Genomic DNA, 22,935 nt, shown 5'->3' with positions numbered 1-22,935 from the left:
AATTATCGGGTTTATATTTTCTTTTTTGGTTGATTTCACTGATTTAGTGATTTCACCGATTTTTTTATTCTATACCTGTTTTTTCAGCGCAGTTGCATAGCCAAAGTGTACATTATCATGACCGATGGTGGTAATCAATACCTCTTCAATACTGTTCAACTGTACACCGTAGGTTGCCGTTAAAAAAGGCGTAATGTTCGCAAATGTTCCTTTTGCATAATCGGCTTTAATGGTTTCAATACTTGTTAAAGCTATAGCCTTCAGCTCTGCTACTTCTGCTTCGCTAACAGTATAAGTTGGTTTCGTGTCTTTTTTGTAGAACTCGTTAAACTTTACAGCGCTTGCATCGAGCCAGATACCGGTACGGAAATAACAAAGTGTTTGCGTGCTCACTACAATGTGGCCAAAGTTCCAGATGATGTTGTTATTGTAACCATCTGGAATTTTATTCAATTGTTCGATAGTTAAGCTATCAACCAACTTAATAAATGCCGTTCTGGAGTTGATAATAAATTCAAATATCTGGTTCATGTTGCTTTCTGGCTTAATTAGTATTTTCGCTTTGGTCTTTAGTCTCCGAGCTTTCAGCTTCACTTAACTCTTCGTTAAAGATAATTTTGTTGTAAAAGGGATCGTTTACAGTTACTGCCCATGTACCATAAAATGTTTTTTCAAGTCCGGGGCGGTTGTATTTGTAATTTTTATCAATTAAGGTTTTATGAAATGCTTTCAAGCCTGTACAAACCACAAATACGCTTCCTCCCGGAGAACAGTCGCCGTGGTGCTGACTTAAATGTAATTCTATACCATTTAACGAAACCTGCATGTAAACGGGTGCATTTTCATCAAAAGTATGTTCCCAGTCTATTTTAAAGCCAAGCCAGTTCACGTAAAACTCAATAGCTTTATCGTAATCGAATATTCTTAAAATAGGTATGGCTTTATCGCATTTCATATTCTAAACTTATCGTCATTGCGAGGCTGGGTTGCGTGAGCCGAAGCAATCTCATTTTGAATTCTTAAAAAGATTGCTTCGTCGTTCCTCCTCGCAATGACGTTTTGGCTTTACATTGTAAAAATCTTCTGTCCTTTATCCAAAAACTCGTTTTCTACCAGTTCTTCACCCGGTTCAAAAGCTTCAAATTCTTTTAATTTTTCGTGGAAACCAGCGCTGTCTTTAATAATGGCAACTCTTGCCGAACGCACAAACTCGATTAATTCGTAAGGTTCTAAAGCTTTTACCAGGGCATCAGTCTCTTCGCGGTGACCCGTTACTGCAAAAACAGTATAATCTTTACGGATTACTACGGCACTGGCGCCATATTGTCTTAATAAACGCTCAACGGTTACTCTTTCTGCAATTTCATCTGTAGAAACTTTATAAAGTGCCAGTTCCTGCCAGATAATCTCGTCGTTGGTATTAAAATAAACTTTCAATACCTCGATTTGCTTCTCAATTTGGCGGGCCAGTTTCCGTACAACTTCATAGCTTTCGTGAATGACGATGTTGAAACGGTGGATACCATCAATTTCAGAAGGAGAGGTGTTAAGGCTTTCGATGTTAATTTTTCTTTTAGAGAAAATAATCGCGATCCTGTTTAATAAACCGATGCGGTTCTCGGCATAAACCGTAATGGTATATTCCTGCTTACCTTCTAAATCGGCCTTATCTATTTTATGTTCAATTGTGTTTTCAGTACTCATGATAATTTCTTTTTAACTTTTCGTCATTTCGACCTTTTGGAGAAATCTTTTTAAAAAGATCGCTCCGTTTCGCTGCGCTTCAGTCGAGATGACGATTACGCTAACTTTAGTCTTTAAGCTTTATGCTTTTTACCTTATTTCAGTCTAATTTCGCTTACACTCATTCCTTGTGGCACCATTGGGAAAACGTTGTTTTCTCTGCCAACCATAACTTCAAGCAGGTAAGAACCTTCGTGGTTAATCATGGTTTCCAATGCTGCTCTCAAATTTGCACGTTCGTCAACTTTAGCTGCCTCGATGTAGTAAGATTTAGCCAACGCCACAAAATCAGGGCTGGTAATGTTTACAAAAGAGTAACGTTTATCGTGGAATAACTGTTGCCACTGGCGAACCATACCTAAGAAACGGTTGTTCAGGATCAGGATTTTAACAGCTGCACCGAACTGCATAATTGTACCCAGTTCCTGTGGGGTCATCTGGAAACCACCATCGCCAATAATGGCAATTACTGTTTTATCAGGCGCACCATATTTGGCACCAATTGCAGCCGGCAAGCCAAAGCCCATGGTACCTAAACCACCAGAGGTGATGTTGCTACGGGTATTGTTAAACTTAGCATAACGGCAGGCTACCATCTGGTGCTGACCAACGTCGGTAACGATAATGGCATCACCACCACAGATTTCGTTGATGTTGCGTAATACCTCACCCATAGTCATCTCATCGCCTGCTGGGTAAAGTTCAGAAGTAATTACCTGATCAATTTCCTGCTGGTTGTACTCCCTGAATTTGGCTACCCATTCTTCATGTTTATTTTCGTTAACCAGGTTGGTTAATAGTGGCAATGTTTCTTTACAATCGCCCCAAACACCAACCTCAGCTTTAACGTTTTTATCAATTTCGGCAGGGTCGATGTCTAAATGCACAACTTTAGCTTGTTTGGCATATTTATCTAAACGACCGGTTACACGGTCATCGAAACGCATACCTACGGCAATAATTACGTCGGCCTCGTTTGTTAATACGTTTGGACCATAATTCCCGTGCATACCCAACATACCTACGTTTAAAGGATGTGAAGTTGGGATAGCGCCTTCGCCCATGATCGTCCAGGCAGAAGGAATACCCGCTTTTTCGATAAAGGCTTTAAATTCCTCTTCGGCTTTACCTAAAATAACCCCCTGGCCAAACAATACAAACGGACGTTTAGCCGAGTTAATTAAAGCTGCAGCCTGTTCGATAAACTCAACCCTAACTTTTGGTTTCGGGCGGTAAGAGCGGATATGGTTACATTTTACATATTCAGGGAATTCCTCAATTTGTAATTGTGCATTTTTGGTAATATCGATTAAAACAGGGCCTGGTCTGCCGCTTTTAGCAATGTAAAAAGCTTTGGCCAATACCTCCTGAATCTCCTTCGCATCGGTAACCTGATAATTCCATTTGGTAACTGGCGTAGTGATGTTGATTACATCGGTTTCCTGGAAAGCATCGGTACCCAATAAGTGGGCAAATACCTGACCGGTGATGCATACTAAAGGTGTACTATCTATTTGCGCATCGGCTAAACCGGTTACCAGGTTGGTTGCGCCTGGTCCGCTGGTTGCAAATACCACACCTACTTCGCCGCTTGCGCGTGCAAAACCCTGAGCAGCGTGTATACCACCTTGCTCATGGCGAACCAGTATGTGTTCTAATTTATCGGCATAATCGTAAAGGGCATCATAAATAGGCATGATTGCTCCACCCGGATAACCGAAAATGGTGGTTACACCTTCTTCGATTAAGCCATTCAACAAGACCTGTGAGCCTGAGCCTTTAAAGGTTTTTGAGGTTTCTGCTTTCGCCCCGGTTTGTTGTATTGTATCTTGTGCAGTTTCCATAATTATGTTTTTGCGGTTCTTTTATTCTTTAAGTTTAAACCCAATTCTTTCTCTATCCTTCCATTTCAATTGAGCAATTTTTTCGTCGATTAAATTTTCCATTGCATCATAAAGTTCATTTAACTGAACATCATGTTCTCCAATCCGTTCCTTAATTTCTGTTAGTTGCTCGTTTATGCTGTTTTGTTTTAGCAAAACCTTACGAACATCAACAAAGGCCCTCATAATGGCAATATTCATGTTAATCGCCTTATCACTCTTTAAAACACCACTTAGCATGGCTACACCTTGCTCGGTAAAGGCATAGGGTAAATATTTGCCTGTCCTATTTTGTGGCATGTTAGCCATCATCACAAATTGTGATGATGGATTTGTAACTTGGGGTACTGTCGCAATTTGTGACAGCATATTTTGCCACTCTATGGACGTGAGTTGAAACATAAAATCATCTGGAAAACGCTTTATATTTCGCTTTACTGCTTGATTTAGTACTCTTGTCTCAACTTCATAAAGTACTGCCAAATCGAAATCCAACATTACTCTTTCACCTCTGATTTCATAAATCCTGTTTTGAATACTTTTAATTATTTGCATAATGTTTTGTTTAGTATTAATTCAGCTCAGGGATGATTTTTGCTGTGGTTCGTGTCTCCAAGAACCATGTTTTGTTTTATTATTCGTCAGTTACACATCCTTCCGATGCATCTGAAACTGTTTTAGCATATTTATATAGTACACCTTTACTCACTTTCAATGCAGGTTGTACATAGTTCTTTCTGCGTTCGGCAATTACTTCATCGCTAACCTGCAGGTTAATAATGTTGTTTACAGCATCGATTAAAATACGGTCTTCATCTTCAACCAGGCCAATTAAGCCACCTTTGTAAGATTCTGGTGTGATGTGACCAACAACGAAACCGTGTGTACCGCCCGAGAAACGGCCATCGGTAATTAAAGCCACCGATTTACCCAAACCAGCACCGATAATGGCTGAAGTTGGTTTCAACATTTCTGGCATACCTGGAGCACCAACCGGACCTGAGTTTTTTATTACGATTACATCGCCAGGTTTTACACGACCACCAGAAATACCAGCAATTAGATCGTGCTCACCATCAAATACGCGTGCCGGACCTTCAAATTTTTCACCTTCTTTACCACTAATTTTAGCTACCGAACCTTTTTCGGCCAGGTTGCCATAAAGAATCTGCAGGTGACCTGTTGCTTTAATGGGCTCGCTTAATTTTTGAATGATCTTTTGATCGTAATCCATGATCGATTTTACGTCAGCCAGATTTTCAGCTACTGTTTTACCGGTTACAGTTAAGCAATCGCCATGTAACAAACCTTCATTCAACAAATATTTCAATACCGCAGGGATACCTCCATATTGGTGTAAATCCTGCATCAGGTATTTTCCACTAGGTTTGAAATCGGCAAGAACCGGTGTTACATCACTCATGCGTTGGAAATCATCCTGCGTAATTTCGATGCCTATTGCTTTACCCATTGCAATAAAGTGCAATACGGCATTGGTACTTCCACCTAAAATGATAATCGAACGAATAGCATTTTCGAATGCTTTTCTCGTCATAATATCAGATGGCTTGATATCTTTTTCTAATAAAACTTTGATGTATTTACCTGCATCTAAACATTCTTGTTTCTTTTCTTCGCTTATGGCTGGGTTAGAAGAAGAGTAAGGTAAGCTCATACCTAAAGCTTCGATTGCAGAGGCCATGGTATTTGCCGTGTACATACCACCACATGCACCTGCACCCGGGCAAGTATGTTTAATGATACCCTGATAGTCTTCATCAGAAAGATTACCGCAGATTTTTTGGCCTAAAGCCTCAAAAGCCGATACAATGTTTAATTCTTCGCCTTTATAGTGACCTGGGGCAATTGTACCACCATAAACCATAATAGAAGGACGATCTAAACGTGCCATAGCCATAATTGCACCAGGCATATTCTTGTCGCAGCCCGGAATGGCAATTACACCATCGTAATATTGTCCGCCGCAAATGGTTTCGATACTATCGGCAATTACATCACGACTAACCAAAGAGTAACGCATACCGTCGGTTCCGTTGCTCATACCATCACTTACCCCAATGGTATTAAAAACCAAGCCCACTAAATCATTTTTCCAGACCCCTGCTTTGACGTCTTTTGCAAGGTCGTTCAGGTGCATGTTGCAGGTGTTACCATCGTAACCCATACTTGCAATACCGACTTGTGCTTTAGCCATATCAGCATCGGTTAAGCCGATTCCGTAAAGCATGGCTTGCGCCGCCGGTTGTGTTGGGTCTTGTGTAAATGTTTTACTGTACTTGTTTAATTCGCTCATTGTTTAAAATGTATATTCTGGTTCTGTTAGTTGTATTATTTTGAGGCAAAAAAAAACCGCCTCGTTTCGGAGGCGGTTTCGATTTTGTATATTTTTATTATACGCAACGATATCCACCTCTCTGCTGAGAAATGACAATAATAATGTTGCTAATAATGCTTGTGTTTAAATTCATGTTTTCTACGAATCACAAACATACTAACTTATTAAAAAATGCAAAGAACTATTTTTGTTTATTTCTCTATTTTTTAGACTCCGGACTCCTGACTTTCCGACTTCGGTCTATATAATCACCTCGTAATTCACTTTCTCCAATACCAGGTTTTTATAGGCCCGTTGTATGGTGTAGCCGATAGATTCGCGCCATAAAGGGCGGTAAACAATATCATCAATAGAGGCTATACCTGCAATTTCTGTCGCGGTACCACACAAAAAGGCACTGTCGGCATTCTTTAAATCTTCGACAGTAAGCTTTTTCTCGATGCATTCGATATCTAATACTGCGCAAAGTTCTTTAACCGTTGCCCGGGTAATGCCTGGTAAAATATTGCCTAAAGAAGGGGTATATAGTTTGCCATCTTTTTCGAGGAAAATATTGGCACCTGATGCTTCTGCAACAAAGCCGTGCATATCAAGCAATAGTGCCTCGTCGTATCCTTTAATATTGGCCGCGGTAGTTGCTAAAATGGAGTTGATATAATTTCCACTCAGTTTAGCTTCCATAGGGCTCGATTTAGGATTTGGCCTTTCGTAATCGGAAACCGTTAATTTTAATAATTTATTGCCCGAATAGGCATCCCACTCCCAGGCACAAATCATGATCGAAACACCACTTGGTGAATTGAGTTTCATGTTGGGATGGCAAAAAACCAAAGGGCGGATATAGGCATCTTTCAGTTTATTTAATTGAAGTAATTTATATGTGGCATCAATTAACTCCTGTTTATCCCAGGGGAAGGGGATGTTAGCCAATTGGCAGGAACGTTCTAAACGATCAAAGTGGGCAGCAGCCTTGAAAATACGGTTGCCATTATGGGTTTTATAAGATCTAATGCCCTCAAAAGCCGCATAACCATAATGTAACGACTGACCATAAAGATCAGTGCTGCTGTTTACAGCTTTTTCAAAAGCTCCATCAAGGTAAATAATCGTATTAGAATTGTAGTATTTCATAATACTCTCTGTTTTGTTATTTAAAAAAAGCGTCCCGTTTGTATCGGGACGCTTCAGGTATATTTAGTTTCTTAATTACTATTTAAACTGCGCCCGCTTATTACCTAAAAGGTTTAGGAGTAGGAGGTTAAGTAAAATGACAGGAAATAACACCAGGCTAACAACCGTTGCTGCTAAAGCTTTTGGATTAAAGGTGTGATTTTGAATCGTCATCATTATCTTATTGTTTATAAAACCAATTTAGTTTTTGGTTCATTAATATGCAAGAGAAATCAGAAAAAAGTTAAATCGGAATATAATTCTTGTATTTTATTTAAAATCAAAACATAATTCTTAATCAGAGTGTAATTAGTGATTTAATGCCGACAGCTGTAGACCAAATATCAAAACGGTATACGGTATGATTATTATGCTTGCATTATAAATTTTCTGATTTTCTGCCTAAAATGACTAAAACGCTGTTGAAACTTTAAAAATTCACCTCAAAAATTACTTTAAAACAGGGGAGCTGTTAAGGGAATTTGGGGTTTGGATAGTGCATCATTTTCATACCATAATACCACCTGTCGCGGAGGTTTAATAAGTTGCCTTCAAATTCATAACCTGGCATTAACCGCGAAAAGAAATTTTCTTTGCGCAGTAACTTTTCCAGTTTCTTTATGGTAGCTGCACTTAGCTTTTGATAATAGGGTTCGATAATTTTTTGTTCTTGTAATAATAAATCTGCATCCCAGGTTTCTGCTGTTTTCCCGGTCAGGGGTTTTGAGGTATAAAGTAATCTCAGGCTTTTCCAGATATCATCGAATATAACACGGCTGCCTTCGGTAACAAACGTACATATTTCGGGGTTGGTAATGCCGGAGAGTTTTGCAGGTTGGGTTAAAAGTTTCTCGAGCTTTCGGGTGGTAATTGTGGCTGCATAACTCCATTTGGTTTCGAAGCCCAGCGAATCTGTCTGGTGCTGAAACCAATGGTAAAAAGCAGAGCGCTCGGCAATATCTGCGTATTCTTGAAAACCATTTTCGAACCGGATGTTAAATTTATTGGCGTTGTTCCATGCGGCTGTGTTTTTTAGTCGATCGGATTTGAGCCAGTTTCCATCCTTTCCATTTGGTATGGCTTTAGGAAAAACTTCAAGATAAGCTTCAATAGAACGGAATTCTTTGGCTTCTGCCAAATTAATGATCAAGAGGAGTAAGCATGAAATCAGGATTTTTTTAACCGGAAGCATATTCATGTATCATTAGTAGCTATAAAAGATACGATAAAACTGGCATTCGGGTTGCTGTTATCTAGAAATAAACTGGTAGTATTGTTTTAAAACAAAAAAGCCTTTCCGAAATTTATCGAAAAGGCTTTTCTTATTAATGCGTTTCTAAATCAGAATTGCATGTTATGTTTTATGCAACACCTTCTGCTAAAACAACAACTTTATTGTGGATGGCTTCAACTACGCCACCTTTAATAAAAAAACGTTGCTCTTCAGCTTTGTTTGCTTTGATAATAACTTCTCCATCTTCCAAAGTTGAGATGATAGCGGCATGGTCTTTTAAAATCTGAAAAGAACCTAAAGTACCAGGAACAGTAACTGCTGTTACTTCGCCTTCGTAAACTTTTTTATCGGGAGTTAATATTTCTAAATTCATCTTTGAATAGATTTGAGATTTGAGATATGAGATTTGAGATACTCATCTCTTCTCACATCTCATATCTAATGTCTCTTGTCTTAATTCGCTTCTGCTAATAATTTTTTACCTTTTTCGATAGCATCTTCGATACTACCAACCAGGTTAAATGCAGCTTCAGGATATTCGTCAACTTCACCATCCATAATCATGTTGAAACCTTTGATAGTTTCTTTGATGTCAACCAATACACCTTTTAAGCCTGTAAATTGCTCCGCTACGTGGAAAGGTTGAGATAGGAAACGTTGAACACGACGCGCTCTGTGTACCGTTAATTTATCTTCTTCAGATAACTCGTCCATACCTAAGATGGCGATGATATCCTGTAATTCTTTATAACGTTGTAAAATTTCTTTAACACGTTGAGCAGTGTTGTAGTGCTCATCTCCCAATACTGCAGGAGAAAGGATACGTGAAGTAGAATCTAGTGGATCTACCGCAGGATAGATACCTAGCTCAGAAATTTTACGTGATAATACTGTAGTTGCATCCAAGTGGGCAAATGTTGTTGCCGGTGCAGGGTCAGTTAAGTCATCCGCAGGTACGTATACCGCTTGTACTGAAGTAATTGAACCACGTTTAGTTGAAGTAATACGCTCCTGCATTAAACCCATCTCAGTTGCCAATGTTGGTTGGTAACCTACCGCAGATGGCATACGACCTAAAAGGGCCGATACCTCAGAACCTGCCTGAGTAAAACGGAAGATGTTATCAACGAAGAAAAGAATATCTTTTCCAGCGCCTTCGCCATCACCATCACGGAAATATTCTGCAACAGTTAATCCTGATAAGGCCACACGAGCACGTGCACCAGGAGGCTCGTTCATTTGACCGAAAACCAATGTTGCTTTAGATTCTTTTAATTTTTCTGTATCAACAGCGTTCAGATCCCAGCCACCTTTTTCCATTGAGTGTAAGAAATCGTCACCATAGTTGATTACACCTGACTCGATAAACTCACGAAGTAAATCGTTACCTTCACGTGTACGCTCACCAACACCTGCGAATACTGATAAACCAGCATAAGCTTTAGCGATGTTGTTTACCAACTCCATAATTAATACCGTTTTACCTACACCAGCACCACCGAACAAACCAATTTTACCACCTTTTGCATAAGGCTCTAATAAGTCGATTACTTTAATACCTGTAAAAAGTACTTCAGTTTCGGTAGATAAATCTTCGAACTTAGGAGGAGTTGAGTGGATAGGACGACCATCCGTTTTATCAACAGCGTTGATACCGTCAATCGCTTCACCAACTACATTGAATAAACGACCTTTAATCTGGTCGCCAACTGGCATTTTAATCGCAGCGCCAGTATCAACTACTTTCATACCGCGAACTAAACCGTCAGTAGAGTCCATTGAAATTGCACGTACACGGTCTTCACCTAAGTGCTGTTGAACTTCTAAAACAATTTTTTGTCCATTTTCTTTCGTTATCTCTAACGCATCAAAAATTTTAGGTAGATGGGCATCATCAGCAAAGCTAACGTCAACCACTGGGCCGATAATTTGTGCTATTTTTCCTAAGTTAGGCATATCTGTTGTGAGTAAATTTATTACAGTCAATGAATTAAAGCTGTTTGTAAGGTCTCCAATTCGGTTGGCAAAGTTAAGTTATTCTTACTTAATTTTAAATATATATTATAAAATTTTTTAACAGTATTTTTATAGATAATTTCGGAACCTAAATCGTACAGATGAAAAGCATTTTAACAACGGGCAGTAATGGCCTTTTAGGACAGAAAATAACCGAAAAAGTTCTTGCCGAAGGCAGGGTAAAACTCATTGCAACTTCAAAAGGAGTAAACCGGTATCCGGTAAAGGTAGGGTATGAATATGCCGAAATGGATATACTCAATCCAGAGCAGGTTAGGCAGGTTATAGAAAAATATAAGCCTGATGCGATCATTCATACGGCAGCCATGACCAATGTTGATACTTGCGAAGCCAATAAGGAACTTTGCCACCAACTTAATGTAGATGCGGTTAAAACCTTATTATCTATTTGCGAGGAAAAAAATATCCAGCTGGTTCATTTAAGTACCGATTTTGTTTTTGATGGTGCTAACGGGCCGTATAAAGAAGAGGATGCGGTATGTCCGGTAAGTTATTATGGCGAATCGAAAGTGCTTGCCGAAGAATTATTGAAACAGTCTGAGGCGCACTGGACTGTGATCAGGACCATTTTGGTTTATGGTATCAGTAGCGACATGAGCAGGAGCAACATTGTGCTTTGGGCCAAAGGTGCTTTAGAAAAGGCATCGCCTATCAATGTGGTAAACGATCAGTGGCGCATGCCAACCCTTGCCGAAGATTTAGCTGAAGCCTGCATTTTAGCTGTAGAGCAAAGCGCACAAGGCATTTACCATATCTCAGGTAAAGATTACATGAGTATTGCAGATTTAGTGCGAAAAGTTGCCGATTATTGGTCGCTCGATAAATCTTTTCTGCACGAGATCAGTTCCGCCAGTTTAAATCAAACAGCTAAAAGGCCGATACGAACAGGTTTTATTCTGGATAAGGCAATTAAAGATTTAGGCTATAATCCACATAGTTTCGAAGAAGGATTAGCAATTTTAAAAGGGCAAATGGAAAATATGCTGCCCGATAGCCAGGATCAGGTTTTAAGTTAGCTACCTTTATTAATAGATTAACAATTAAGCAATTTATATAATTAAACATTTAAATCATAAAAAGAATATGTCATTACAAATAGGCGATCAGGCGCCGGATTTTAAATTATACAGCTCTGAATTAACAGAGGTATCTTTGTCTGCTTTCAAAGGAAAAAAAGTGATTATCCATTTCTTCCCAATGGCTTTTACAGGTACCTGCACCGAGCAGTTATGCACCATGAGGGATAATTTTAGCTATTATGAAGGAATTAATGCACAGGTAATTGGTATTTCTGTCGATTCGCCGTTCTCTTTAGCTAAATTTAAGGAAGTACAGCATTATCAGTTTCCGTTATTATCTGATTTTAATAAAGAAGTATCGGCTGCTTACGGTGCATTTTACGATGAATTTGTGTTCGGATTGAAAGGTGTTTCTAAAAGAGCAGCTTTTGTGATCGATGAAGAAGGAAAAATTGCTTACGCCGAAGTTTTAGAAGATGCGCATGAATTGCCTGATTTTAAAGCAATTAATGATGTTTTGAGCGCCTAAAGCAACATTTGCAAAGAAATTTTTTAATTTTTTCTCTAAAATAGTTGGAAATTAAAAACTCAACTCATACCTTTGCAGTCCGTTAACGATACGGAAACGCATTCGTAGCTCAATTGGATAGAGCATCTCACTACGGATGAGAAGGTTTGGGGTTCGAATCCCTACGAGTGCACCTTTGCGGAGTACAAATCTTTTAAAGATTTTGCTCCGCTTTTTTTATGTCCTAACTTTCTGTTTATGTGGTAGATAAGTTGGAGCGCTTCATTGGCCTGAGGGGTTCGATGTGCTTCGCCGTCAAAAACCCATTTTTCAGGATATATCGAACCCACAATTGCCCGTTTTATATCAGAATCGGCCGTAGCATAGAACTCAGGTAGGTTTTTTAGGTTAACTGCTGCTAATTCAGCCAGACTCTCAATATTTAGGTCATCTTCTACTTGCTCACTAATTTCTTTTAGCTCTGCCTCATGCCTTAGGATAGCGTTTTCGCACTCTTTTTTGATTTGCTGGTATTCTTCATTCGAAATCGATTTATCGATCAACAGCTCCAGCGCTCTTGATTTGCGTTTATTTTGCTCCGCAATTTGTTCGAGTTTTTGATTTTGGTATCGAAAGGTTCTTCCGCCATTTTCTACGTAGGAATCGCAGATTATCGACTTAAAAAGTTCGTCCATTCCGGGCTTGGGAACATATTGGCTGAGTTCACGCTCAAAAAGATCATTTGTTTTTTCAGCCTGGAATCTTGCCCCGCAAGTGGCAGTGCAATGGTAATAAGGGTAGTAGGCTTTATGTCTTCCCCTGGAAGCGCTCCCGGTCATGATCTTGCCGCATTTGGGGCAGATCAGAAACCCACGCAGAGCAAGCGATCGGGGAGATATTGCTTTTGTTCCCTTTTTTTCAAATCTTCTTTTACGGCTCTCTATTATTTCCTGAACGCGATAGAAAAGACTTTCTGAGATCAGCGGCTCGTGTTGTCCGTCAGCGAGGTGGGCTTCCTCATCTTTAAAAGCCGGAACCGGAACTTTTCCGATATAACCGGGATTGGTGACGTGCCTCCAGAAACTGGTACGGCTGCATTTCAGGCCACGTTCTTTGGCTTTCATCCATACGTGGTCGGTCGCAAGAATTCCTTCGGCGATTTGTTCAAACGCCCATCTCATGTGGCTGGCCTGCGGCTCATCAATAGCAATGTATTTTCTGCCGTTCTCAGTGATTTTGTTTTTGTAACCTGCTGGAGCCAGTCCCATCCAGCGGCCTTCTTTTTTGGCTCTACGCATGCCATAAGTGACGTTTAAGGCCCTGCGGTCGTTCTCTACTTCGGGCATCGATAGGTATACCGCCAGAATGGTCTTGCTTTCGGGAACGCTTAGGTCTAATGGCTGTTCAATGGCTACAGGTTCGATCAGGTAATCTACCGTTAGGGTCCGGATCATCTGGTAAGCATCAGCGGTATTCCTGCTAAACCTATCCCATTTGGTGAACATGAGGTAATCAAAGTCTTTGCCTTTTGATTTTCTAAGCTCTAGGAGCAGTTTTGTCCATTCGGGGCGGATAAAGGTTTTGGCCGAATAATCTTCAAAGATGATCTTTGTGACTTCGATGTTATTTTTTGCGCAATGGATTTGCAGGCGTTCGGCCTGGTCTCTTTGTGAAAACCCTTTGTCAGCTTGTTCATCGGTACTTACCCTGATGTATAGACACGCTTTTTTCATGTTGTTTCTCCTTTCATTTCTGTTTTTTAATTCGTTTTGAGGACAGGTATCTTTGCGTTTTTTTATCCGGTAATTTTTGTTCGGACCGCATGCTAAGTGTCTGTTCAACTGATAATTTAGCGAATTTATAGAGGAAATCCAAAAGAAGTTTTGCGCTTTCCGGGCTGACGTCTATACCATATTTGTACAGGATTTTAATTGCTTTTTGTACCGTTATATTTCGTCTGCCGGTAGGGGTGAAGTTTGTCATAGCGACAATACTAAGGTTTTAGGCGGGGCCTGATACCCTAGTAGATATAAATTGCTGTTTTTAGAAAGGTGCCTTTAATTGAATTTGTCTCTAGTAGCTATCTGTGGTTTTCAGGCACGTAGTTGAAGCAGTTATAACTAAAATCAGATTATTTTTTTAAATTTCTGATCTACGCAAATAGATTGCGTAGTAACTATATTTCTTTGTCGTTATATATTATACCAGTTATCTGGCAAATACAATTGAAAACAATATGGATGCAAACGACTCTTTAAACAACTTTGATTATGAAGGTTTCTTGACTAGGGAATTTCCTATGCCGGAAGGTAAATATCCTGATATCGGGCGATCACTGGAGCATCTTAATAAGATTACCAAATTGCTATTGGAGTGTGCCTTGCAAAGTATCAGGGTTGCTGAGCGTGATCCAAACGCCTCTGCGGTACATGCCAACACGCGGTATACCATCGTTTGTAATTACCGGCTAAGGACGATCAACCTGATCAAAATTTTTACTGAGCTTTTGGATTTAAAGGGCGGTTCCATCTTCGATGAGGGAACGGCCAATATCGTTGCACGAAGCCTGCTGGAAAGCTATCTTGTGTATTACCGTTTGTATAATGGCTGCAAGGGCGACAAGGAGTTGCAGGAACTTTATTTTACTTTATATAATCTTTCTTCGCGGTTGCACTTGGTCAAATTTGGGACTACCCTGCATATGGTAAGCCCGGAGAATTTTGATGAAGGTAAACTCAGGGGGCAGATTGGGAAATTGATCAGTGAGGTCAAGAGCAATAAAAAGTACCACAAATTACCACAGGCAATACCGAATGCTATTCAGAAGATCGAAACTGGCAAGCAGGACTATCTGAGTTTGTTTAATTTCAACAAGCTCATAAGAGAAAGTCCGTTACCAACGGAGTTCGTTACTGCGTACTATTCGTATACTTCTTCTTTCGCGCACACTGAGGGGTTCAGTTCGGTTGTTTCACAGATGTATTTTCAAGCCCGAAAAGACTGGATGGCGTTGAATGAAACGCTCAAATTCAGATTAATTTATCCTTGCCTGGCGGTTTCCGCTCAGTTTTATATATCTTATATTGAATATGATAAGACGCAGTTGGCGGATGATAAGGAGAATGAAGTATGGGAAGTGCTGTCACTCTGCAAATATTACCTGACTGCTTTCAACCTTAATAAATAGATTAATTTACCTAAAATAAATAAGGTAAATTAATTAGCGCATATCTTCTCTAGCGGAGAAAAAAGAATCTTTCGTCTTTTCTTTCTCCGTATCGAGCTTCTGATAGAGGTGAGCTAAAATGCCATCAAAGTTTTCATACCACGCAGATTGATCAGGAATATCCTTGAGATACTCTATTTTATGAATGTGCAAAAACAGTGATAATCCGATGTTAAGTGTCTGTTCGATGTTAAGTTGATATACCTGGTTTTCAAATTTATACCGGTGTGAAAGATTAAAAAGCCGTTGATCAATATCTGGGTGTTTCAGTTGTGTAAGGCCATTAACATTTTGAATAAGCAATAAATTGGAAAGTTGAGCCATTATTGCCCCTATGACCCTGATATATGTTTGATCCTCATCGGGATTTCCACCAAGCAGTAATTCAATAGCATAATTATCTGCTTCAACCTCCAACGATTTTAATTGATAAAGTTCATCATCCGTTAGGTCTTCAAGCCTAGAATTAATAAGCTCCAAGTAAGTCTTGTGATTATTTGCCAGATGTGCAACTTCATGATAAAGTAGATAACTCAAGGCATGGAGGAATATTACATTGATCGTGTTACTAAATTCTGAACCATCAATCGGTGAAGGAAAATTCTCGGGCCATTCGGAATATGTTGTTTGGAGAGACAGAATCCAGCCAAATAAATCATTCATATGCTCAAGATTCTCAACCGAGGTTAAGTTAAACTGAACTACATCATCACTGGAAAGGCACAATTTCCTTGCTGCTTCGTTCATTTTTACGAAGTTATAGATTGTACACCAAAGAAAAGACATATAGGATTCCTGAATCTCGACTTCTCCATTTTCGAGATGCACCATGGGGGTTTTTATATATCCGCCATCGGGGTTAAAGAAAATAGCTCTTGAAACGATGTTCTGTTCTGCAAGTGCAGTCAAGCGGTCTTTGCTGAGTGGATTGTTGTGATAGAAATACTCTATGATACGATCATAAAGATGTTTTATTGGACTTATGTATTCCATTATAGGGGCTTTAATATTATCTTGAAAAATATAAAGTAGTATTCAAAAGCATAAACAGGCTAGTCTTGCCCCTCTCCGTCAGCATCGCGTTCTTCGTTATTATTGTATGGATGAAATGTCAAAAGCCTCCCCGTAGGTTCAATATCAACTCTGTAATAATGCCCCTCATAATAGATACTTCGTTTACCCATCCTCACAAAATTTCTGTTTGGTTTCGTTTTGAAGTGTTCTTGAATTGCATCTGATTCCGATTCGACAACGGCTTTAATTATTCTTAAAATATCATCGTATTTATACTGAAAGATAGTTTTTTCACCAAATCCATCGCCTACATGTGTTTCCTCAACATGCCTGGCATAAATATGAAGAAATCGTTCCAAATCCAGAAAGACAAGCTTTTCACCGAAAAGAATTATCTCCTCTTCAAAACCATGCGCAGCGCTTTTAAGGTTTTTTACCTCGTCTCCATATTTTTTAGCAATGGCTTCAATTTTTCCTCCAGATTTTTCTATTTCCAGTTTAATAAGCTTTTCACGTTCATCGTATCGCTCGGAAATAAGTTTAGCATAATCTTTAATATCATCTCCTTCAATGGTTAAGTCTGTAAGCTTTGTATTCAGCTCATGGTAGCGGATCGCAGATTCATTATCGTTAAATTGCTTGTAAGGGTCAACAGTTATATCTTCTCCGAAGTGTCTTGCTAGTCCTAAAAACTTATATTTCTCTTCAGGTGATAATGGAGTATTTCGTTTCACCCTTGCATTTAAAAAGCCAAATAAAATCTGATTTAACTCACGACGATTTGACTTTGTGCTAATTACAATCGTATTCTGTATCTCTTTTTTCTCTTTAGCTACAAAATTATTTTGCCGGGGCTTATTGTAAGACATAATCTCGTAAATATCGCTTGCTAGAAAACCATAACGCTCGGCCCGCTCATACTGTTCTTGTGTGATTTTTATTACGGAAGAAGGTAAAACCCGTATTTTTCGGTCTGTTCGTGGAACTGGATTTTCCTTAAGAAGACCTTCAAGTTCATTGCGTTCATCTTCTGTGTAGATTATATCACCCATTAATGTGCTACCAAAGATTTTATATGCTTCGGAATTATACTGAAAGGTGATGGTTATAAGTGTATCATATTGGCCATACATATGGTATAGCTCTTCGTAAGAAAAGTTCATTGTTCGCGTTTTTTTGATGATATATTAAAGATTTAAAACATGCTATTCAATTTTTGTTGTCCCGAGGCTTTCCCATGTAGGAATTTCAATTGGATTAATGGTTTCAACTTCCTTCAAGAACGGCATGTTTCTATGTTCCGATAATTCCGAATGGATCTTATTAACAAGCTCAGTAGCTGATTTAATTTTGCCAAATACTGAGTCACTTAATAAGAGCAAGATTATACGTTCATGCTCTTTTTGATCGATAGGTAAAACATTCCTTGAATGAATGATGTCATTTCTCAAATCCTTAAGTTTGGTGAACTTTGGCCAAAAATTATATTTTGTGGGATTTGTGATACCTAATGCACTAGGCAAAACTAGCGCAATCTTATCTATCGTTGAAACCCATCTCTCTATATCCTTATTATTAAATTCCTTTATTTCTCCACCCTGCACTTTTTGCTTATATACAAAATCTTTAGGTAGAAGCTCATTAGCCAAACACTCAATTGCCGTAAAGGCCATTACAATTGATGATTGAATGTGTTCCAGATAGTCATATAGTAAGACATTATCCTCGTTGGACAAATCGAAAAGTTCTCTTTGTATAATTTTAGGTCTGATAAGAGTGTTGTAAATTGTCTTTGCCTGTTTAAGTTCTCGATCGGAACTACTTAAAAATATTGAAGTATTGTTTGGTCTGTCAAACCGCAAATGACATTTCCCGAGCTTGTAAGTCAGAATTTCCTGCATGGTTATGTCTTCATTTAAATCTCCAACCCGATAAATAACCGGCTTTTGGACTCTTTTATCAAACAAGTAATGCACTCGACCTTCCATTTTTTTAAGTTTTTATACCTGAATTTACAACTGATTGTGATAAAGTTAACCTTTTTATTTTGAATGTAATTTTACCTATTTCTCCCTACTAGAGTATCCGTCCTTTCCAGGGTTTCCATTTTTGACACAACAAAAATTAAAGCTATGAAAGAAAAACATTTAGAAGCACTGGAAGAGCGTAACCTCAACACCCGAAAAATCAAAACACCCAACGTTAAGGGCGGCAAGTACAAAGGCAACCCGCACATGAAATTCAAAAAGGTCAAGACTGAACCCCGGCAGAAAATCCGGCAATTGCTTCGGGCATCTATACCACTGGAAGACCTGAGTGCCATCACAAAAAGCAAGCGTATTTCACCATCACATTAAACCCATCAATCAACCATTCATTAACCGCCTAACTGAAGTCAGAGACCGCTTCTGAGTATTGCTTTTTGGCCCGCGCGTGCGTGCAGCAAGATGGATTTTTGTATACAAAAACATCTTGCCGCCCTCAAGGTCGGGACATGCACTCGGAACTCGTGATGCCTTATCAGATTATAAAAGCGCCATGCCAAGACCAAAGATCAAAGACGAAAACGAGCGGCTCAACTGCCCTGTAATTATCCGGCTCAATAAAACAAGTTTTGAGCGTCTGGAGAAAATGGCCAAGGATAGTGGCTGCAGAACCATTGGCGAGGTAGCAAGGAGAATAATCACCGGAAAACAGATTATTATGCATCATAAAGACGTCTCGATGAATGGCCCGATGGAAGAACTGGCATTGATAAGAAAAGAAATAAAATCAATCGGTATCAACATTAATCAGCAGACTCATTATTTCCACACCAGCCAAAGCGCCGCGGAACGGGCATTTTATGTAGGGAAAACGGCGGAAATGTATAAAGCAATTGACCAGAAAGTAAACCGTCTGTTAACCATAGTCTCTAAACTCGCGGAAAAATGGTTGCAAAAATAGAAAGTGGTAAAAGCATCAGGGGTATTCTGCATTATAACGAAAACAAAGTTGGGGCGGGCGAGGCTGTATTGATCATGGCCAGCGGTTTTGCGGGTGATATTGAGGCAATGAATTTTAACCAAAAGCTTAACCGCTTCCAGCACCTTACTGCGCTAAACACTGCGGTAAAAACCAACGCCCTGCACATTTCACTGAATTTTGATGCCTCCGACGAGCCGGACAATTTTAGGCTGCAAAAGATAGCAACCGACTATATGGAACGTATAGGTTTTGGGGATCAGCCTTTTTTAGTATACCGGCACCTGGACAGTAGCCACCCGCATATTCACATTGCCACGACCAATATCCAGAAAGACGGCAACAGGATCGACATACATGGTATTGGCTACCGCTTGTCTGAACCGGCGCGCAAAGCGATTGAGCAGAAATATGGTTTGGTTCAGGCCGAAGGCCGCGAAATAAAACAGAGACAGAAATTAAAGCCTGCGGTATATGGGAAGAAACCGACCCGTCAGCAGATCAGTAATATCGTAACAGGGGTGATGCGCCAGTATCATTATTCTTCTTTTGAGCAATACAAAGCCATCTTGCTACAGTATAACATACTGGCAGATCGTGGCGCGGAAAATACCCGCATGTTTGAGAATAAAGGTATGCTCTACGCTATGCTGGGCGGGGAGGGGAAACCGGTCGGGGTACCCATAAAAGCCAGTCAGATTTACTGCAAGCCTACTTTGAAAAATCTGGAAAAACGTTTCGAGCAGGGCCGAAAAAAGCGGGAACCATATAAGGCGGAATTAAAGGAGTTAATCGATCACTTATTTTCCGGGGCCTGCAATTTGAGCAGAAAGCGCTTTCAGCAGGAACTATCGAAAAATCGCGTTGATGTGGTTTACAGGACAAGCGGGAAAGGGCAGCTTTATGGGGTAACTTTTATTGACCATGTGGCAATGGCAGTATTTAATGGGAGTGAGCTAGGTAAGGCTTACAGTGCAAAGGCGCTCAGCGATAGGCTTGATCAGACAAAAGAAAAAGTAGCTCAGCCGATTAACAAATCATCCGTAAAACCGGATAACAGACTGCAAACCGATTATACTCCGACTTATTTGCCAAGCCCTCGGCAGACTAATTTCCTGGAAACTATATTGGCTCAAACCCAAACCGAACCAGGCATGAAATTCCCTAAACGCAGGAAAAAGCGCAAGAAAGGCAAAATCATTGAACAGCAACAACAAATCACATTATAAAATTATTACTATGAACACTGGAGAAGATATGCAAGGCCTCAGAAAGATTCTGGACCTGACGCGCCTGATTGGCCTCACAATTTTAATCCTGCACCTTTATCTGAGCTGTTACCGGGCTTTTGAATACTGGGGCTTGAAAACAATAATAACTGATCGGTTGATTGGAAATGTCGCAAGGACAGGTCTGTTTACCGATACGCTTAAATCCAAATTGGCTGCCTTGGTGTGCCTGGCCATTTCGCTACTGGGCGCAAAAGGCAAAAAGGACGGCAAAATTCAAAAAAAAAGCATAACCGGCTACCTGGTAAGTGGCCTGCTTATCTATTTTTTTAGCCTGCTGGTGTTACACCTGCCGGGGAGCATATCCCTCAAAGCCACTATGTATATCGTCTTAACAGGTATGGGTTATTTGTTGATACTGACTGGGGGCACTTGGCTTTCCATGCTCATTAAACTGAATTTAAGTAAGGATGTGTTCAATTCGGACAATGAGACTTTTCCGCAGGAGGAACGCCTGCTGGAAAATGAGCATTCCTATAATCTAAAGACCAAATACAGCCTGAAAGGTAAAACCCGTGAAGGCTGGATCAATGTGGTGAATCCCTATAGGAGCACTTTGGTATCGGGAAGTGCTGGGGCGGGTAAGACTTATTTTGTGATCCGGCATATTATTGACCAGCATTTGAAGAAGGGCTTTTCCATGTTTTTGTATGATTTTAAGTATGACGATTTAAGCCGGATGGCTTATAATAAGCTGCTGAAATATGCAAAGAATTATAGGGTGAAACCTAAGTTCTATGTGATTGACCTGGAGAACCCGATGCATCGCTGTAATCCGCTAAATCCGGAAAGTATGTTAGATATTACTGATGCAGCGGAATCCAGCCGGACGATAATGCTGGGACTGAACAAGGAGTGGTTAAAAAAATCCGGAGATTTTTTCGTGGAGAGTCCGATCAACTTTCTAACGGCGCTGATCTGGTACCTGCGTAAATATCAGGATGGCAGGTTTTGTACGCTGCCTCATGTGATTGAACTGATGATGCTGGATTATGATCCGCTGTTTGCGCTGCTGCAAAAGCAGGAGGAGATCAAGGCGTTGATCAACCCTTTTATTTCGGCTTACCGCAATAATGCGGCTGCGCAATTGGAGGGACAGATTGCCTCGGCTAAGATTGGGCTGGCGAGACTTTCTTCGCCTCAATTGTATTATGTGTTATCGGGTAATGATTTTACATTGGACATCAATGATCCCAAAGCCCCCAAGATTGTGTGCCTGGGTAATAATCCGCAGAAGATCGATACGTTTGGAGCGGTATTATCGCTGTATGTGAGCAGGATGCTAAAACAGGTGAATAAAAAAGGTAAGCTGAAATGCAGTCTGATCTTTGATGAGTTCCCCACTTTGGTCGCCACCGGTATTGTCAGTACGATCAGTACGGCCAGGAGTAATTTGGTGAGCTGTACTTTGGGTATTCAGTCGATTGAACAGCTAAAACGGGAGTATGGGGCGGAATTTTCGGAGATTATTGCGGGGATTTCGGGTAATATCATTAGCGGCCAGGTTACAGGAGATAGCGCGAAAAAGCTATCGGAGAGTTTTGGTAAGATTATGCAGGATAGGGAATCTGTGAGTATTAACAGCAGCGATACTTCGGTTTCTAAATCAACGCAGCTTGATTATGCGGTTCCGGCTTCCAAGATTGCAACGTTGTCTTCGGGGGAGTTTGTGGGTATTGTGGCTGATAATCCTGATCAGCGGATTAAGCTTAAGATGTTTCATGGGGAATTGCAGAACGATCATGAGGGGATAGCTAGGGAAGAAGCAGGTTATGTGCCTATTCCCCAAGTGCGAAAGGTAAGCCAGGAAGATTTGCAGGAGAATTATATGCGGATTAAAAGGGACATTTGGGAACTGGTTAAATCGGAACTGGTGGCGATAGAACCGCAAAAGGATGAGCCTGTGAAAGAGACAAAAGCTTCAAAGCGACAACTGCGAAAATCTGTCCCACCAGTTAAAGGCAGGATGCGCAAGAGTAAGGACCAGAGTTTGTCGATGTAGATTTTAGGATTGAATGTACTGGACCTTTAATGTTCAGGGTAGCGAAATGAACTTGAACTTTCGCCCCGATAGCCCTAAAACCCTGACGGAAAGGGCAGCTGGAACAGAACTGGAACGCAAATCTCAAAAAATGGGTTTTGATTAAGCGCACGTACAAGTTTTGAAGCATAAAGTAAACTGCTTCTTACGGTCTAAATTCACTACTGGTTGTTACAACTCTGATAAAAATGTTGAGCTATCTTATTGAATCGTCCGATATTGCTCATTCCATTTCGGCCCTAAATGCCAATCTGCTCATTTTAAACTGTTTTAAGATTTCTGGTGGATAAACCAGAGTAGATTGCCCCCCTGCTGCCGGTAATAAAATTATTGTATTGTATTAAAATTAATAAAATGGGGGAAGGATCAAATGAATTGGTTTGTCCAATGGAATTTGGAAATGACTAGGAAATACCTGCTTTAGACAAAAGAGGAAAAAGTAGATTCTGAA

21 protein-coding genes and 1 tRNA gene are annotated in these 22,935 nt (G+C 40.0%); 8 read left to right on the top strand and 14 right to left on the bottom strand.

The annotated features are described in order from the left end of the window. Positions 1-69: 69 nt before the first annotated feature. The 10 genes from OC25_RS23930 to atpD all read right to left on the bottom strand — a co-directional run bounded on the left by OC25_RS23930 (position 70) and on the right by atpD (position 10,342). Positions 70-531, bottom strand: a complete 462-nt coding sequence (locus OC25_RS23930) for a DinB family protein (RefSeq protein WP_039481927.1) — start codon at positions 529-531, stop codon at positions 70-72. Positions 532-544: 13 nt separating this feature from the next. After that, positions 545-955: a glyoxalase superfamily protein gene (locus tag OC25_RS23925; RefSeq protein ID WP_039481923.1), complete on the bottom strand. Its 411-nt coding sequence runs from the start codon at positions 953-955 to the stop codon at positions 545-547. 110 nt (positions 956-1,065) lie between these two features. Next, positions 1,066-1,704, bottom strand: a complete 639-nt coding sequence (gene ilvN / locus OC25_RS23920) for an acetolactate synthase small subunit (RefSeq protein ID WP_052266424.1) — start codon at positions 1,702-1,704, stop codon at positions 1,066-1,068. 134 nt (positions 1,705-1,838) lie between these two features. After that, positions 1,839-3,587, bottom strand: a complete 1,749-nt coding sequence (gene ilvB / locus OC25_RS23915; protein ID WP_039481920.1) for a biosynthetic-type acetolactate synthase large subunit — start codon at positions 3,585-3,587, stop codon at positions 1,839-1,841. Between the two features lie 21 nt (positions 3,588-3,608). Further along, entirely contained in the window at positions 3,609-4,181 is a 573-nt protein-coding gene (locus OC25_RS23910; protein ID WP_039481917.1) for an ORF6N domain-containing protein, read from the bottom strand. 79 nt (positions 4,182-4,260) lie between these two features. Continuing rightward, positions 4,261-5,940: a dihydroxy-acid dehydratase gene (gene ilvD / locus OC25_RS23905; RefSeq protein WP_039481914.1), complete on the bottom strand. Its 1,680-nt coding sequence runs from the start codon at positions 5,938-5,940 to the stop codon at positions 4,261-4,263. A gap of 282 nt (positions 5,941-6,222) precedes the next feature. Further along, positions 6,223-7,113 carry a branched-chain-amino-acid transaminase gene (gene ilvE / locus OC25_RS23900; RefSeq protein ID WP_039481912.1) on the bottom strand — a complete coding sequence of 297 codons (891 nt, stop codon included), beginning with the start codon at positions 7,111-7,113 and terminating at the stop codon, positions 6,223-6,225. Between the two features lie 511 nt (positions 7,114-7,624). Further along, positions 7,625-8,302 carry a hypothetical protein gene (locus OC25_RS23895; RefSeq protein WP_167335439.1) on the bottom strand — a complete coding sequence of 226 codons (678 nt, stop codon included), beginning with the start codon at positions 8,300-8,302 and terminating at the stop codon, positions 7,625-7,627. 211 nt (positions 8,303-8,513) lie between these two features. Then, on the bottom strand, positions 8,514-8,759 hold the full coding sequence (gene atpC, locus OC25_RS23890; RefSeq protein WP_039481908.1) for an ATP synthase F1 subunit epsilon: 246 nt from the start codon (positions 8,757-8,759) through the stop codon (positions 8,514-8,516). Positions 8,760-8,839: 80 nt separating this feature from the next. After that, complete coding sequence (gene atpD, locus OC25_RS23885; protein ID WP_039481904.1) at positions 8,840-10,342, bottom strand: F0F1 ATP synthase subunit beta; 1,503 nt, start codon at positions 10,340-10,342, stop codon at positions 8,840-8,842. 161 nt (positions 10,343-10,503) lie between these two features. On the opposite strand from atpD, the gene OC25_RS23880 reads away from it, so the two are divergent. The 3 genes from OC25_RS23880 to OC25_RS23870 all read left to right on the top strand — a co-directional run bounded on the left by OC25_RS23880 (position 10,504) and on the right by OC25_RS23870 (position 12,143). Then, complete coding sequence (locus tag OC25_RS23880) at positions 10,504-11,439, top strand: SDR family oxidoreductase (RefSeq protein ID WP_052266423.1); 936 nt, start codon at positions 10,504-10,506, stop codon at positions 11,437-11,439. Between the two features lie 67 nt (positions 11,440-11,506). Then, the gene (locus OC25_RS23875; protein WP_039481901.1) at positions 11,507-11,971 is read left to right on the top strand and encodes a redoxin domain-containing protein; all 465 of its coding nucleotides are present in this window, start codon (positions 11,507-11,509) and stop codon (positions 11,969-11,971) included. 98 nt (positions 11,972-12,069) lie between these two features. After that, a tRNA-Arg gene (locus OC25_RS23870) sits at positions 12,070-12,143 on the top strand. On the opposite strand, the gene OC25_RS27725 is transcribed toward OC25_RS23870, so the two are convergent. Next, entirely contained in the window at positions 12,133-13,683 is a 1,551-nt protein-coding gene (locus OC25_RS27725; RefSeq protein ID WP_082018706.1) for a recombinase family protein, read from the bottom strand. The two genes, OC25_RS23870 and OC25_RS27725, sit on opposite strands and share 11 nt — an antisense overlap. A gap of 503 nt (positions 13,684-14,186) precedes the next feature. On the opposite strand from OC25_RS27725, the gene OC25_RS23855 reads away from it, so the two are divergent. Next, positions 14,187-15,137 carry a hypothetical protein gene (locus tag OC25_RS23855; RefSeq protein ID WP_039481889.1) on the top strand — a complete coding sequence of 317 codons (951 nt, stop codon included), beginning with the start codon at positions 14,187-14,189 and terminating at the stop codon, positions 15,135-15,137. A gap of 33 nt (positions 15,138-15,170) precedes the next feature. On the opposite strand, the gene OC25_RS23850 is transcribed toward OC25_RS23855, so the two are convergent. From OC25_RS23850 to OC25_RS23840, 3 genes are read right to left on the bottom strand one after another with little or no spacing between them, the layout of a single operon-like run. Then, on the bottom strand, positions 15,171-16,169 hold the full coding sequence (locus OC25_RS23850) for a phage exclusion protein Lit family protein (protein WP_039481886.1): 999 nt from the start codon (positions 16,167-16,169) through the stop codon (positions 15,171-15,173). Between the two features lie 59 nt (positions 16,170-16,228). Then, positions 16,229-17,353, bottom strand: coding sequence for a hypothetical protein (locus OC25_RS23845; RefSeq protein ID WP_039481882.1), 1,125 nt, complete (start codon positions 17,351-17,353; stop codon positions 16,229-16,231). Positions 17,354-17,395: 42 nt separating this feature from the next. After that, positions 17,396-18,178, bottom strand: a complete 783-nt coding sequence (locus OC25_RS23840; protein ID WP_039481879.1) for a hypothetical protein — start codon at positions 18,176-18,178, stop codon at positions 17,396-17,398. Positions 18,179-18,322: 144 nt separating this feature from the next. Here OC25_RS23840 and OC25_RS23835 point away from each other — a divergent pair, with 144 nt between their 5' ends. The 4 genes from OC25_RS23835 (at position 18,323) to mobC (ending at position 22,445) form a co-directional block, all read left to right on the top strand. Then, complete coding sequence (locus OC25_RS23835; RefSeq protein WP_039481875.1) at positions 18,323-18,547, top strand: hypothetical protein; 225 nt, start codon at positions 18,323-18,325, stop codon at positions 18,545-18,547. Positions 18,548-18,623: 76 nt separating this feature from the next. Further along, positions 18,624-19,136 carry a mobilization protein gene (locus OC25_RS23830; protein WP_245222143.1) on the top strand — a complete coding sequence of 171 codons (513 nt, stop codon included), beginning with the start codon at positions 18,624-18,626 and terminating at the stop codon, positions 19,134-19,136. After that, positions 19,121-20,383, top strand: coding sequence for a relaxase/mobilization nuclease domain-containing protein (locus tag OC25_RS23825; RefSeq protein WP_039481871.1), 1,263 nt, complete (start codon positions 19,121-19,123; stop codon positions 20,381-20,383). The genes OC25_RS23830 and OC25_RS23825 overlap by 16 nt, the downstream gene beginning before the upstream one ends. A gap of 10 nt (positions 20,384-20,393) precedes the next feature. Next, positions 20,394-22,445, top strand: a complete 2,052-nt coding sequence (mobC, locus tag OC25_RS23820) for a conjugal transfer protein MobC (RefSeq protein WP_039481867.1) — start codon at positions 20,394-20,396, stop codon at positions 22,443-22,445. Positions 22,446-22,935 lie beyond the last annotated feature (490 nt).

It is taken from the genome of Pedobacter kyungheensis (assembly GCF_000812965.1).
Classification (GTDB): domain Bacteria; phylum Bacteroidota; class Bacteroidia; order Sphingobacteriales; family Sphingobacteriaceae; genus Pedobacter; species Pedobacter kyungheensis.
This window is presented reverse-complemented; position numbering and strand designations above follow the sequence as displayed.